Annotated in this window: 11 protein-coding genes; 6 read left to right on the top strand and 5 right to left on the bottom strand. The window is 74.0% G+C overall.

What is annotated here, in order from left to right; all coding sequences use genetic code 11:
- Positions 1–101: 101 nt before the first annotated feature.
- From A8711_RS19315 to A8711_RS19325, 3 genes are read right to left on the bottom strand one after another with little or no spacing between them, the layout of a single operon-like run.
- A complete protein-coding gene (locus A8711_RS19315; protein WP_013287678.1) occupies positions 102–770 on the bottom strand; it encodes a response regulator transcription factor in 669 nt (222 codons plus the stop codon).
- Positions 771–777: 7 nt separating this feature from the next.
- Positions 778–2,472 (bottom strand): GAF domain-containing sensor histidine kinase, encoded by a 1,695-nt coding sequence (locus A8711_RS19320; RefSeq protein ID WP_043329391.1) that lies wholly within the window; start codon positions 2,470–2,472, stop codon positions 778–780.
- A 14-nt stretch (positions 2,473–2,486) separates the two neighbouring features.
- The gene (locus A8711_RS19325) at positions 2,487–4,286 is read right to left on the bottom strand and encodes a long-chain fatty acid--CoA ligase (protein WP_064446408.1); all 1,800 of its coding nucleotides are present in this window, start codon (positions 4,284–4,286) and stop codon (positions 2,487–2,489) included.
- Between the two features lie 166 nt (positions 4,287–4,452).
- On the opposite strand from A8711_RS19325, the gene A8711_RS19330 reads away from it, so the two are divergent.
- From A8711_RS19330 to A8711_RS19355, 6 genes are all read left to right on the top strand, one after another.
- Positions 4,453–4,908, top strand: coding sequence for an SRPBCC family protein (locus A8711_RS19330; RefSeq protein WP_043329393.1), 456 nt, complete (start codon positions 4,453–4,455; stop codon positions 4,906–4,908).
- 47 nt (positions 4,909–4,955) lie between these two features.
- On the top strand, positions 4,956–5,591 hold the full coding sequence (locus A8711_RS19335) for a hypothetical protein (protein ID WP_043329396.1): 636 nt from the start codon (positions 4,956–4,958) through the stop codon (positions 5,589–5,591).
- Positions 5,592–5,664: 73 nt separating this feature from the next.
- Positions 5,665–6,612: an ROK family glucokinase gene (locus A8711_RS19340; RefSeq protein WP_030500161.1), complete on the top strand. Its 948-nt coding sequence runs from the start codon at positions 5,665–5,667 to the stop codon at positions 6,610–6,612.
- Between the two features lies 1 nt (position 6,613).
- Positions 6,614–7,312 carry an endonuclease/exonuclease/phosphatase family protein gene (locus tag A8711_RS19345; RefSeq protein WP_043329399.1) on the top strand — a complete coding sequence of 233 codons (699 nt, stop codon included), beginning with the start codon at positions 6,614–6,616 and terminating at the stop codon, positions 7,310–7,312.
- Between the two features lie 339 nt (positions 7,313–7,651).
- Entirely contained in the window at positions 7,652–9,058 is a 1,407-nt protein-coding gene (locus A8711_RS19350; protein WP_043329402.1) for an NAD(P)/FAD-dependent oxidoreductase, read from the top strand.
- Entirely contained in the window at positions 9,055–9,879 is an 825-nt protein-coding gene (locus tag A8711_RS19355) for an alpha/beta hydrolase (RefSeq protein WP_069089002.1), read from the top strand. Before A8711_RS19350 ends, A8711_RS19355 begins: the two co-directional genes overlap by 4 nt.
- Positions 9,880–9,895: 16 nt before the next feature.
- Here the strand turns inward: A8711_RS19355 and A8711_RS19360 are convergent, their stop codons facing one another.
- Together A8711_RS19360 and A8711_RS19365 are read right to left on the bottom strand one after the other, a co-directional pair.
- Positions 9,896–11,314 carry a trehalose-6-phosphate synthase gene (locus tag A8711_RS19360; protein WP_043329406.1) on the bottom strand — a complete coding sequence of 473 codons (1,419 nt, stop codon included), beginning with the start codon at positions 11,312–11,314 and terminating at the stop codon, positions 9,896–9,898.
- A gap of 172 nt (positions 11,315–11,486) precedes the next feature.
- Positions 11,487–12,326, bottom strand: coding sequence for a DUF308 domain-containing protein (locus A8711_RS19365; RefSeq protein WP_043329408.1), 840 nt, complete (start codon positions 12,324–12,326; stop codon positions 11,487–11,489).
- Positions 12,327–12,378 lie beyond the last annotated feature (52 nt).

A 12,378-nucleotide genomic window follows, 5' to 3' on the forward strand; every position in this document is an offset into this window, starting at 1 on the left:
GTCGCTATGCGTCCGGCCGTTCACCGTACGCGGTCAGCCGCACCCACGACGCCGGAGAGGCCCGCGTCCGCGGTGGACGGGGCCTCTTCCGGCGGTGTGCCTCAGAACTTGGGCGCGTCCGGTGCCTCGAGCAGGCCCAGCCGCAGCGCGGTCATCAGCGCCTGGGCCCGGTTGGCGGCACCCAGCTTCTCGTAGAGCTTGGAGATGTGGGTCTTGGCGGTCGACTCGCTGACGAACAGCTGCTTGGCGATGCCCGCCACGCTCATGCCGTCGGCGAGCAGCCGCAGCACCTGGCCCTCACGGGGGGACAGCTGCGGGCCGGACGGGGCCAGCCGGCGCTTCATCGCCTCGGCCAGGTCGGCGGCGGTGAACGCGCTGGGGGAGGAGGCGGCGTGCCGGGCGGCGGCGACCACCTCGTCGGCCGGCGCGGTCTTCGGCACGAACGCGCTCGCGCCGGCTTCCAGGGCGCCGAAGAGCTGGTCGTCGCCGGCGTACATGGTCAGCACGACGATGCCCATCGACGCGCTGGACTTGCGCAGGGCGCGGGTGGCCTCCAGGCCGCTGCCGTCGGGCAGGCGAAGGTCCATGATCACCACGTCGGGCTGGAGCGCGCCGGCCTGGCGCACGCCCTCCGCGGCGGTGGCGGCCTCGCCAACGACCTCGAACTGACGGTCACGCTCGAACGCGTGACGAAGACCCTTACGGATGAGGTCGTGGTCGTCGACTAGGAGAACCTTGGTACGGGTGGCCGGTGTCGGACTGCTGGTCATCCTCGGGTTACTCCCCTTCTGCTGCTGCGGCGCTGCCGCGCACCTTATCGCGCCGGGGCGACGAGCCGAGCACCACGGCCACTGTCGTCCCACTGGGTCGACGTGGCCTGATCTCCAACCGGCCTCGGATACGTTCCGCCCTCTCGGCCATGATCGCAAGGCCATAGTGCCCGTCCGGGCGCTGGTCACCGATGCCGTGACCGTCATCCGACACTTCGATTCGGGTGTACGGGGGATCCACCTCGCACGTGACCCACAGATTCGACGCGCCGGCGTGCTTACGGGCGTTCGTCACCGCCTCCTGCGCGATGCGCAGCAACTCGGCCTCGGTCGCGGCCGGCAGCCGGGCGGTGGACTCGTCGAGTGACAGGTGCACCCGCAGGCCGCCGGAGGCGCCGACGGTGCGGGCGTACTCGGCGATGGCGGCGGCCAGGCCACCGTGCCGGTCCACCTCGCTGCGCAGCTCGAACAGGCTCAGCCGCAGCTCGGTGATCACCCGGGTCACCTCCTGGCGCAGCGTGCGCAGCGAGTCGGCGGTCTCGTCGGCGTCCTCGTGCACGGTGGCCAGGGCGTTGTCGATGCCGTACCCGACCATGACCAGTTCCTGGGCGACCCCGTCGTGGATCTCCCGGGCCAGCCGCTGCCGCTCCTCGTTGGTCGCCAGCGAGCGCACCTCGTCGAAGAGCAGCGCCGCCTCCAGCCGCAGCGCCGCCGGGCCGGTCAGCGCCGTCACCCGGGACACCACCGGCGGCGGGTACGCGGCGGCGGTGTCCGCCTCGATCACCACCAGGCCGACCGTGCGTACGCCCGCCACCAGCGGCACGATCAGCGCGGAGACCTCGCCGGAGTGCCGGGACCGGGCCTGCGACCGGGACGAGACGGTCGGCTGCTGGCTGGCCCAGGCGTCGGCGATGGCCGAGTCGGCGTCGAGCGTGGTCTCCCAGTCGACCCGGTCCGCGCCGATCTGGGCCAGCACCACCAGCCGGCCGCCGCCGCTGGCGGAGAGCACTGCGCCCCGGTCGGTCTTCGCCACCACCCGCAGCTCCTCCAGCAGGTGCTCGGAGATGCCGCCCGGGTCGAGCGTGGCGCCGGGCAGCTGGCGGGCGACCGTACGCAACTGGGTGAGCAGCCGGGTCGCCTCGGCGTACGGCTGGGGTTTGCCCTCGCCGCGGACCCGCATCACGCGCTGGAGCGTGCCGGCGGTGTAGAGGCCGAGACCGGCCAGGATCAGCCACTGGGCGCAGACCGCCAGGTAGCCCACCTGACCGAGCTGCGCGCCGCCGTCGACCCGGGTGAACGCGGCGCTCGCCACGAGCGTCGCCGCCGCCACCGCGAGCAGCGCGGCGCCCTCGCGGAACCGGCGGCTCAGCGCGGTCACGGTGACCGGCACCGCGAGGTACGGCAGCACCGCCGAGGCGCCCACGCCCCCGGTGACACCGGTGAGGTGGGTGTCGGCGGCGACCTGGCTGGCGGCCAGCCCGAGCACCACCACCTCGGCGAACCTGCTGATCGGGGTGAGCAGCCGGTGCTGTGGGGCGAGCACGGCGGGCAGCCCCGCGACGCCCAGCAGGGCGATCCACCAGAGCTGGGCGGCGTCGCGGGTGGCGAACAGGGTCAGGGCGGCGACCAGCGCGAGGAGGACCGCGCGGGCCGCGACCGCGAGGGGCTGCGTCTGCGGCTGGCCGGATGTGGAGGCGGGCACGTGACGGATCGTAGTCAGCGTTGGTAGATCTCCGCGATCTCCGAGGCGTACGTCTTGTGCACGACCTGCCGCTTGACCTTCAGCGACGGGGTCAGCTCACCGGTGGTCTCGGTGAAGTCCTGCGGCAGGATCCGGAACACCTTGATCGCCTCGGCCTTGGAGACCGCCTGGTTGGCCTGGTCGATCGCGCCCTGCACCTCGGCGCGCAGCGTCGCGTCCTCGCGCAGCTCGGCGATGCTCGTGGTCTCCGGGCGGCCCTGCGCGGCGAGCCACTTCGGCAGCGCCTCCTCGTCGATGGTGACGAGCGCGGCGATGAACGGCTGCCGGTCGCCGACCACCACGCACTGGCTGATCAGCGGGTGCGCCCGGACCTGGTCCTCCAGCACCGCCGGGGCGACGTTCTTGCCGCCGGCGGTCACGATGATCTCCTTCTTGCGGCCGGTGATGCTCAGGTAGCCGTCCTCGTCGAGGTGCCCGAGGTCGCCGGTGCGGAACCAGCCGTCGGCGCTGATCGCCTCGGCGGTGGCCGCCTCGTTGTGCCAGTAGCCCTGGAAGACGATGTCGCCGGCGATGAGGACCTCGCCGTCGTCCTCGATCCGGATGGTGACGCCGGGCAGCGGGCGGCCGACGGTGCCGATCCGGGTGCCGGTGGGCAGGTTCGCGGCGGCGGCCGGGGAGGTCTCGGTCAGGCCGTACCCCTCGCAGATGGTCACCCCGATGCCGCGGAAGAAGTGCCCGAGGCGCGCGCCCAGCGGCGCGCCGCCGGAGATGGCGTCGCGGCACCGGCCGCCCATCGCCGCCCGCAGCTTGCGGTAGACCAGCTTGTCGAAGAGGGCGTGCTGCGCGCGCAGGCCCAGGCCGGGACCGCCGGGCAGCTCCTGCGCCTCGCTCCAGGCGATGGCGACCTTCTCCGCCCGGTCGAAGATCTTGCCCTTCCCCTCGGACTCGGCCTTCTGCCGCGCGCCGTTGTAGACCTTCTCGAAGACCCGGGGTACGGAGAGCACGAACGTCGGCTTGACGTCCTGCAGCTCGGCGACCAGGTTCTTGGTGTCCGCGCAGTGCGCCATGGTGGCCCGGGCGTGCACCACGCCGACCTGGATGAGCCGGGCGAAGGCGTGCGCGAGCGGCAGGAACAGCAGCGTCGAGGCGCCCGGGCGGAACAGGTTCGGCAGCACCGGCACCGCGTTGGCGATGTCGGTGTAGATGTTGCGGTGGGTCAGCACGCAGCCCTTCGGCCGGCCGGTGGTGCCGCTGGTGTAGATGATCGTGGCGACGTCGCCGGCCTTGAGCATGGAGCGGCGCGTCTCGACCTCGGCCGGGTCCACCGCCTCGCCGGCGGTGACCAGGTCGTCCACCGCGCCCAGCTCGATCTGCCAGACCTCGCGCAGCTCGGGCAGCCGGTCCCGGACGCCGGCGACCAGGGTGGCGTGCGCGGTGCTCTCCACCACCACGGCGACGGCGCCGGAGTCGCCGAGGATCCAGGCGGCCTGCTCGGCGCTGGAGGTCTCGTAGATCGGCACGGTGACCGCGCCGGCGGCCCAGATCGCGTAGTCGAACAGGGTCCACTCGTAGCGGGTGCGGCTCATCAGGCCGACCCGGTCGCCGGGGGAGACGCCCGCCGCGATCAGGCCCCGGGCCACCGCGACCACCTCGTCGCGGAACTGCCGGCAGGTCACCTCCTCGCGCGCCGTCCCCGCGCCGGGACGGACGAACTGCACGGTGTCCGGGGCGACCTCGGCGTTTTCCCAGACCGGGTCGGTCAGGTTGGCCGCGTCGCCGACGGTGACGATCGGCGGGACGGAGAACTCGCGCACCTGCACTCCCTCGTGCTCTACCGGCGGGGGCCGGCCTGGTCGGCTCTGTCGAAACCTACCCGCACACCCCGGGGGGTCGGCCAGGGAGGTTGGCCGACCGGCTGGTGGGAGGCCCGTCGGCGGGTGGAGCGGCGCCGGGCGGGACGCGGCCGGGTAGCCTCCCCCCATGGCGGACTCCTCCACCCAGTCGATCATCATCGGCGCGTCACCGGACCGGGTGGCGGCCGTCATCTGCGACTTCCCCAGTTACCCCGAGTGGACCGAGGCGGTACGCGAGGCCGAGGTGATCGAGGAGTACGAGGACGGCTATGCCAGCCAGGTCCGGTTCACCCTCGACGCGGGCGTGCTGGCCGACGAGTACGTGCTGGCCTACGAGTACGCCGAGGACATCTCCCGGATCGAGTGGCGCCTGGTCGCCCCGTCGAAGATGCAGCGGTCCCAGCGCGGGTCGTACGACCTGGTGGGCAACCCGGACGGGACGACCACGGTGACCTACACGCTGGAGGTGGAGCTGTCCGTGGCGATGCTCGGCATGTTCCGCCGCAAGGCCGAGAAAATGATCATGGATACGGCGTTGAAGCAGCTCAAGCGCCGGGTAGAAGCACCCGGTGCGGCGCACTGACCCGACCGTCCCGACCGTCCCGGTAGTCACGCTGGAGGAGCCGAACCATGGGCACCACTGATCCGGGTTCGGCCCGGGAAGAGGCCGAGCGCCTCGTCGCCACCCTGCTCGCCGGCGCGAAGATGGCCGCCGCGGCGCCCGGCTCCGGCGCCTGGGGTCCGCTCGGTGGGATCCTCTCCGGTGTCCTCGGTCACACCCCGCCCGGCGCCGGGCCCGCTCCGGAGACGCCCGCGCCCGCCGGTTTCGCCACCGGCTCGCCGGAATGCTGTGTCTGCCCCGTCTGTCGCGGTATCGCCGCGTTGCGCGACCCGAGTCCGGAATTCGCCGAGCGGCTCGCCACCGGCGCCGGGGACCTGGCGGCCGGCGTGGCGAGCCTGCTGCGCGCGTTCACCCCCGCCGAGCCGGAGCGAACCGCCGACGACGGCACCGCCGCGGCGGACGGATCCGGGGACCACGTGTGGCGCGAGGCGACCCGTACCGGGCATGATTCTCAGCCGGCACCCGAGCAGGACGTGTGGTCCGCCGCCACCCGGGGGGAGGGCGCGGCCGATTCGGGTGCCGCCGCCGACGCCGCCGGGCCGCCGGAGCCGGCGACGAGCCGGCCACCGGCCGGCCGTCCCGTGGTGCCCGCCTCGCGGGCGTCCGGAGAGGTGGGCGCGGACGCACCAGGCGACGGGGCCTGACCACCGGACATCCCGGGACCGTACGGCTGGTTCGGCCGGTCCCCGGGCAGCACAGCAGAGGGGAGTGGCAGCGGTGACGCTGACCATCGGAGTCGACGTCGGTGGCACGAAGGTGGCCGGCGGTGTCGTGGACGACGCCGGCACGGTACTCGTGCAGACGCGACGGGACACCCCCGCCGACGACGTGGCCAAGACCCGCGACGTCATCATCGAGGTGGTCACCGAACTGGCCGCCGGGCACGCCGTCGAGGCGGTCGGCATCGGCGCCGCCGGCTGGATCGACGCCTCCCGCTCCACCGTGCTGTTCGCCCCGAACCTGGCCTGGCGGGACGAGCCGCTGCGCACGTACGTCGGGGACGCCACCGGCCTGCCGGTGATCGTGGAGAACGACGGGAACGTGGCCGCGTGGGCGGAGTTCCGCTACGGTGCGGCCCGCGACGCCGACGACTCGATGGTCATGTTCACCATCGGCACCGGCGTCGGCGGCGGCATCGTGCTCGGCGGCGGCCTGGTCCGCGGCGCCAACGGCATCGCCGCCGAGCTGGGGCACATGCTCACCGTGCCGGACGGCCACCAGTGCGGCTGCGGCCGGCTGGGCTGCATCGAGCAGTACGCCAGCGGCAGCGCCCTGGTCCGCTTCGCCCGCGCCGCCGCCCGGCAGGAGCCGCACCGGGCCACCGCGCTGCTGGAGCTGGCCGACGGCGAGGCCGAGTCGATCACCGGCCCGATGGTGACCGCCGCGGCCAAGGGCGGCGACCCGGTCTCCACCGAGGCGTTCGCCCAGGTCGGCCGCTGGCTCGGCACCAGCCTCGCGGACATGGCGCAGATCCTCGACCCGCAGGTGCTGGTGGTGGGCGGCGGCGTGATCGACGCCGGTGACCTGCTGCTCGGCCCGACCCGCCGGTCGTTCGCCGAGGCGCTGGCCCAGCGCAGCCGCCTGCCCGTCGCCGAGGTGCGCCCGGCCGAGCTGGGCAACACCGCAGGTGTGATCGGCGCCGCCGACCTGGCCCGGCGGATCTGACATGACGGACTCGGGTGTGCCGCTGCGGGTGCTGTCGTACAACGTCCACGGCCAGCGGGACGACACCGCCGCGCTGGCCGAGGTGGTCCGGGGCGCGGAGCCGGACGTGGTGATCGTCCAGGAGGGACCGCGCCGGTTCCGGTGGCGGCAGAAGTGCGCCGCGCTCGCCGAGTCGTTCGGCATGGTGGTGGCGGCCGGTGGCCTGCCGTCGCTGGGCAACGTGCTGCTGACCAGCCTGCGGGTGCGGGTCACCGAAACCAGCTGCCAGCGCTATCCGCTGACGCCGGGGCGGCACATGCGCGGCGCCGCGTACGCGCGCTGCCGGGTCGGCGGCGTCGACGTGCTGCTGGCCGGCTCGCACCTGTCCACCGACCCGGCCGAGCGGCCCGCGCAGGCGGCCGCGTTCAAGCGGGAGCTGGCCGCGTCGACGCTGCCCGTGGTGGCCGGCGCGGACCTCAACGAGGGCCCGGACGGGCCGGCCTGGCGGACGGTCGCCGAGGGGCTCACCGACGCGGCGCTGGCCGCCGACCGGGCCGACCGGCACACGTTCTCCTGCGCCGACCCGCGCCGCCGCATCGACGCGCTGTTCGTCGACCCCCGGATCACAGTGGTCGACTACGACGTGGTGGACACGCCGCTGACCCGTCGCGCCAGCGACCACTTCCCGGTCCTGGTGGACCTGCTGCTGCCCACCGCCTGACGGCCGCGGACCGCCGGCCGTGACGCACGGTCACGGACCCGGCGGCCGGCAGGACAACCGCTTCGCCGCCTTTGCTCTGCCGCCACATGCGCATCAGTTACCCGTCGTGATCGGCGGCCGCTTCCCGGCCGGCCGGCCGAGAGGCGTCAGGCCAGCTCCCGCCGGTGCCGCGTCCGTGGCGGCAGAGCAAAGGGCGCACGAGGTACGCCTCCGGCGCGGCCGGTCCATTCACGCTCGGTGACCGGGTCGGCGGTGACGCTGTGTCAAGCGAGTCGAGCGGGTGGGCGGCGGCGAAATCGGTGGCTGGACAACCGCTGGCATTCTCGGCAGGATTTCGCGGTGTCCTCCTCCACCGACCCCGGCCACCCCGATCCGGACTCCACGGTCGCATCGAGCCGTGCCGAACGCCCGGTCTCCGACCGGGGTGACACGGTCTGCGTCATCGGCGCCGGCGCCAGCGGCCTGACCGCCGTCAAGAACCTCCGCGAGGCCGGCTTCGGCGTGGACTGCTACGAGCGGGAGACAGGCGTCGGCGGCGCCTGGAACTGGCGGCACGACCGCAGCCCGGTGTACGCCAGCACGCACCTGATCTCGTCCCGGCCGTTCACCCAGTTCCCCGACTTCCCGATGCCGGACGACTGGCCGGACTACCCGCACCACAGCCAGCTGCTGTCCTACTTCGAGCGGTACGCCGACCACTTCGACCTGCGCCAGCACGTCTGGTTCGGCACCGAGGTGGTCCGGGTCGAGCCGGTCGAGGGGGACCGGTGGGACGTGACCACGCGCAGCACCGGCGGCTACGGCCCCGAACGCACCTCCCGGTACGCCGCCGTGGTGCTCGCCAACGGGCACAACTGGTCGCCGAAGCTGCCCCGCTACGAAGGGCTGGAGCAGTTCCGGGGCGAGGTCATGCACGCCTCGTCCTACAAGGACCCGGCGCAGCTGCGCGGCAAGCGGGTGCTGGTGGTGGGCGCCGGCAACACCGGCTGCGACATCGCGGTCGAGGCGGCCCAGCAGGCGTCGCACTGCTGGCACTCCACCCGGCGCGGCTACTGGTACGCCCCGAAGTACGTCCTCGGCCGCCCCGCCGACCAGGTCAACGACACGCTGCTGGCGCTGCGGGTGCCACTGCGGGTCCGGCAGTGGCTCTACCACTGGACGCTGCGGCTGACCGTCGGCGACCTGACCCGGTTCGGCATGCCCGAGCCCGACCACCGCGTCTACGAGACGCACCCGATCGCCAACAGCCAGCTCGTCTACTACGTCGGGCACGGCGAGGTCACGCCGGTGCCGGACGTGGCCCGGTTCGACGACCGCGCGGTCGAGCTGACCGACGGCCGGCGCATCGACCCGGAGCTGGTCGTCTTCGCCACCGGCTACCTGCCGCGCTTCGAGTTCCTCAAGGGACAGGTGCTCGGCGACGAGGACGGGTCCGGGCGGCCCCGGCTGTGGCTCAACGCGTTCACCGCCGGGTATCCCACGCTCGCCGTGGTCGGCCTGGTGCAGCCGGACTCCGGCATCTTCCCCATCTCGCACTGGCAGAGCGTGCTGTTCGCCCGGCTGCTCACGCTGCGCGCCACCCGGCCGGAGCGGGCCGCCGCGTTCGAACGCAAGGTCCGCGCGGGCCTCGGCGAGCGGTACTCGGCCAAGGTCAAGGACAGCACCCGGCACTGGTTCGAGGTCGGGCACGCCGACTACCTGCGTGCGCTCCAGCGGGCGCTGCACGAGCTGGAGGGTGTCAAATGACGGTTGAGCGTGTGCGGGTGGTCCGGTCCTGGGAGTGGGCCCGGCCGGAGCGGCCCGCCCGCCGGGAGGTTCTCGCCGCCGTACCCGAGCGGGAGGAGGCGAAGCCGCCGCTGCTGTTCGTGCCCGGCTTCGGCCACGGTGCGTGGGCGTTCGCCGAGCACTGGCTGGGGCACGCCGCCGGTCGCGGCTTCCCGGCGTACGCGCTGAGCCTGCGCGGGCACGGCGGCAGCGAGCCGGCGCCGGAGGCGACGCTGCGCTCGTACACCCATGACGTGACGCAGGTGGCGGCGAGCCTGCCGCGGCAGGCGGTGCTGGTGGGGCACGGCGCCGGCGCCCGGGTCGTGGCGCACGCGCTGGCCCGCTACCCGGCGCGGGCCGCGGTGCTGGTGGCGCCGGTGCTCGGCGGCTGGGCGACGTTCGGCACGGCGTTGCGGCGCAATCCGGCCGGGACCCTGCCGGCGGTCTTCGGCGCCGGGCTGCGGCTGCACCGGCGGCAGCTGTTCAGCCGGGAGCTGCCCGACGCCGACGCCCGGCGGCACCTGGCCCGGCTGGGCCGGGCCGGGCGGCGGGCGCAGTGGCAGCTGCTGACCGGCCGGGGGCCGGAGCCGGCGGTGGGCCGGCCACCTGTGCTGGTGCTGGGCAGCCCGGACGACCGGGTCGTGCCGGCGTCCGCGCTGATCCGGGCCGCCCAGCGGTACGCCTCCGCGCCGCTGCTCTTCCCCGGCATGGGGCACGACCTGATGCTCGACGCCCGCTGGCGGGAGCCGATCGACGCGATCCTGGACTGGCTGGACAAGGACCCGGCGTCCGCGGCGGGGTGAGCGCCGGGGCGCCGGCTCAGCGGGTTGCGGCGCGGCGGCCGGCGAGCGACCCGCTCTCCTCCAGCGCGCTCAGGTAGGACGCCGCCCAGGCGTGGATGTCGTTGCGCGCCAGATGGTCGCGCATCGCGCGCATCCGCGCCGACACGTCCTCCGGGCCGGCCCGCAGCGCGGCCAGCAGCCCCTGCTTGAGGCCGTCGAGGTCGTGCGGGTTGACCAGGTACGCCTGCTCCAGCTCGGAGGCGGCGCCGGCGAACTCGCTGAGCAGCAGCGCGCCGGTGCCGTCGACCCGGGCCGCCACGTACTCCTTCGCGACCAGGTTCATCCCGTCGCGCAGCGGCGTCACCGCCATCACGTCCGCGACGCGGTAGAGCGCGACCAGCTCGGCCCGGTCGAACGGCTGGGAGAGGTAGTGGATCGCCGGCTCGCCGACCCGGCCGAACTCGCCGTTGATCCGCCCGACCTGGTGCTCCACCCGGTCCCGCAGGATCTGGTACTGCGCCACCCGGTCGCGGCTGGGCACCGCCACCTGCACCAGCACGGTGTCGCGGACCTTGATGTCGCCGCTGGCGAGCAGCTCGCGGTACGCCTTGAGCCGCTGCTCGATGCCCTTCGTGTAGTCCATCCGGTCGACGCTGAGGATCACCTGCTCCGGCTGGCCCAGGTCCTGCCGCAGGCGGCGGGCCCGCTCGGCGACCTCCGGGCGGGCCGCGAGCGCGGACATCTCGGCGGTGTCGATGGCGACCGGGAAGGCGCCGATGCGCACCACCCGGCCGTCGACGCCGATCCGCCGGTCGGTGGCGGGCAGGCCGAGCACCTTGGTGGCGAGCTGGGCGAAGTTGTGCGCGGCCTGGGCCCGCTGGAAGCCGATCAGGTCGGCGCCGAGCATGCCGCGCAGCAGCTCGGCGCGGCGCGGCAACTGCATGAACAGCTCCGGCGGCGGGAACGGCACGTGCAGGAAGAAGCCGATCCGCAGGTCCGGCCGCAGGTCGCGGAGCAGGCCGGGCACCAGCTGGAGGTGGTAGTCCTGCACCCAGACCAGGCCGCCGGGCTCGGCCGTCTCGGCCGCCGCCTCGGCGAAGCGCTGGTTGACCCGCTGGTACGCCTCCCACCACCGGCGGTGGTACTCCGGCTGCTCGACGGCGTCGTGGTAGAGCGGCCAGAGGGTGGCGTTGGCGAAGCCCTCGTAGTGGTCGCGGAAGTCCTCGGCGCTCAACGGGACGGTGTGCATCCGGACGCCGTCCACGTCCGGCAGCGCGGGGGCGGGACCGGTGCCGCCGGCCCAGCCGACCCAGGTGGCGGGCGTCTGCCGCAGCAGCGGGTGCAGGGCGCTCACCAGGCCGCCGGGGCTGCGGCGCCACTCGAAGGCGCCGTCGGGCGCCACACTGTCGTCGATGGGGAGGCGGTTGGCCACCACCACCAGGGGGCTCTGTCGCATCGGGCATTCCGCTCAGCAGGGGACCGGCGACCCGGAAGAGACGCAAGCCGGACAGCCGGTGCGGGACGTGACGTTCAGCCTATTCCTACTGACTGTAAGTTACACGCTTGTTACGTCCCGGCCCAGGGGCGAGCGGCGTCCCGCCATCCGGGCAGAGCCGGACGGCGCGACCTCAGACGACCGCGCCGTCGTCCGGGTCGTGGTCGTCCCGGTCGCCGGGGCGCAGCCGCCAGATCAGCATCACGAAACCGGCCAGGATGCCGGAGAAGCCGAGCAGCGTCACCACCGACGGGTCGACCAGCGACACCACGGTGGGGGACAGGAACAGCAGGAAGCCGAGCACGATGCAGGCCACGCCGAGCACCGCGTACTTGGAGAAGCGGGGCAGCGGCGGCGGCGGGGGCGGGGTGTAGTGCTCCTCGTCCGACGCCTCGTCGGGCAGGTTGGCGCCGAACGTGTCCAGGCCGTCCAGCAGCGAGGGCTCGTCGTGCCGGTCCCGGCTGAGCGAGACGCCGGAGATGTCGGCCGCGTACGGCAGCCGGCGCACGTCGGTGGCGGTCGGCCCGGCCGGCTCCTCGGGGCGGCTGCCGGCGGCGGCGCCCGGCGGGGGTGGGTCGTCCACGTCCTCGGCCGCGGGCCAGGGGTGGCTGCCGGCGCTCGGCGCGGTGTGGAACCCGGCGACGATCTTCGCCCACTCGGCCTCGATGTCCGGCTCGTCGGCGCGCGGCTGCTCGCCGCCGCCCTCGTCGGCGAGCTGGGTGAGGTAGTCCCGGGCGGTGGTCAGGTGCGACCTGTCGACGTAGAGCCGGTCGACCGGGCGGGCCGGGACGGTGGTGGTGCGGGTCACCGGGTTCAGGTCGGCCGAGGGCTGGAGGTAGGCCGCGATGCCACCGGCGGCGAGCACGTCGAGCAGGTGCTCGCCGACGCGTGGATCGACGTCGCCCGCGACCGCGTACTCGGCCGCGTCGAGCCCGTTGTCCCGTCGTCCCCGACGGGGCCCGCCCCCTGACACCGGACACCCCCTTCGCCGATCCCTGCCCGTGCCCTGAATCGTGACACGTCGG

The organism is Micromonospora sp. II, from assembly GCF_001709195.1.
Lineage (GTDB): Bacteria > Actinomycetota > Actinomycetes > Mycobacteriales > Micromonosporaceae > Micromonospora > Micromonospora chalcea.